Source organism: Georgenia daeguensis, assembly GCF_039537705.1.
GTDB classification, from domain to species: Bacteria; Actinomycetota; Actinomycetes; order Actinomycetales; family Actinomycetaceae; genus Georgenia; species Georgenia daeguensis.
In genome coordinates, this window is record NZ_BAABBA010000075.1 from 1 (window position 1) to 1,424 (window position 1,424).

Annotated in this window: 1 protein-coding gene; it reads left to right on the forward strand. The window is 70.2% G+C overall.

Annotated features, from left to right (window positions below):
* Positions 1 to 110 precede the first annotated feature (110 nt).
* Positions 111 to 1,418, forward strand: coding sequence for an ISL3 family transposase (locus ABD774_RS21465; RefSeq protein WP_345045809.1), 1,308 nt, complete (start codon positions 111 to 113; stop codon positions 1,416 to 1,418).
* Positions 1,419 to 1,424 lie beyond the last annotated feature (6 nt).

Sequence of the window (1,424 nt, forward strand, 5' to 3'; positions counted from 1 at the left end):
GGCTCTTCGCAGATGAGGGTGTAGTCGAGGCCGGCGCGGCGTTGACGGGATAGAGGTCGAGGTCTTCCGATGATGGAGGTTCTCACGCCACCCATCCGGAAGACCTCGACGTGCCTGACGCTACCTTCGTTCGCCCTGACCTGACCACGTTCGCCCGCCTCGACGAGCTCGGCCTTCAGGTCGTCGGGCAGCGGCTCGAGTCCGACCGGGCGGTGCTGGCCTGCCGCGTGGTCGAGCCGGACCAGTGGTGCCGCCGGTGCGGCTGCGAGGGCACGCCGCGCGACACCGTCACCCGCCGGCTCGCGCACGAGCCGCTGGGCTGGCGCCCCACCACCTTGCTGGTCACCGTGCGGCGCTACCGGTGCACCGGGTGCGGGCACGTGTGGCGCCAGGACACCAGCGCCGCGGCCGAACCACGCGCGAAGCTCTCCCGCCGCGGCCTGCGCTGGGCACTGGAGGGCATCGTGTGCCAGCACCTGACCGTGGCCCGGGTCGCCGAGGGGCTGGGCGTGTCGTGGAACACCGCCAACGCCGCGGTCCTGGCCGAAGGCAAGCGCATGCTGATCAACGACCCTGCCCGGTTCGACGGCGTCAAGGTCGTCGGCGTCGACGAACACGTCTGGCGGCACACCCGCCGCGGCGACAAGTACGTCACCGTGATCATCGACCTCACCCCGATCCGGGAGGGTACCGGCACCTCGCGGCTGCTGGACATGGTCGAGGGCCGCTCCAAGCAGGCGTTCAAGCAGTGGCTGACGGCACGCCCGCAAGAGTGGCGGGACCAGGTGGAGGTCGTCGCGATGGACGGGTTCACCGGGTTCAAGACCGCCACCGCCGAGGAGCTGCCCGAGGCCGTCGCGGTCATGGATCCTTTTCATGTCGTGAGGTTGGCCGGCGACGCCCTCGACAACTGCCGGCGCCGGGTTCAGCAGCGCACCCGCGGGCACCGCGGCCGTAAGGGCGACCCGCTCTATGCCGCCCGGCGGACCCTGCACACCGGCGCCGACCTGCTCACCGACAAGCAGACCCAACGCCTCCAGGCGTTGTTCGCGGCCGACGCGCACGTCGAGGTCGAGGCGACCTGGGGCATCTACCAGCGCATGATCGCCGCCTACCGGGAACCCGACCGCACCCGGGGTCACGAGGCGATGGAGAAGCTGATCAACTCGGTCAGCACCGCAGTTCCCGCTGCGCTGACGGAGGTCATCACGCTCGGCCGCACTCTCAAGCGGCGCGCCGCCGATGTCCTGGCCTACTTCGACCGGCCGGGCACCTCGAATGGCCCTACCGAAGCCGTGAACGGCCGGCTCGAGCACCTGCGCGGCTCCGCCCTCGGCTTCCGCAACCTCACCAACTACATCGCCAGATCACTGCTGGAGACCGGCGGATTCAGACCCCAGCTACACCCTGGATTGTGAAGAGCC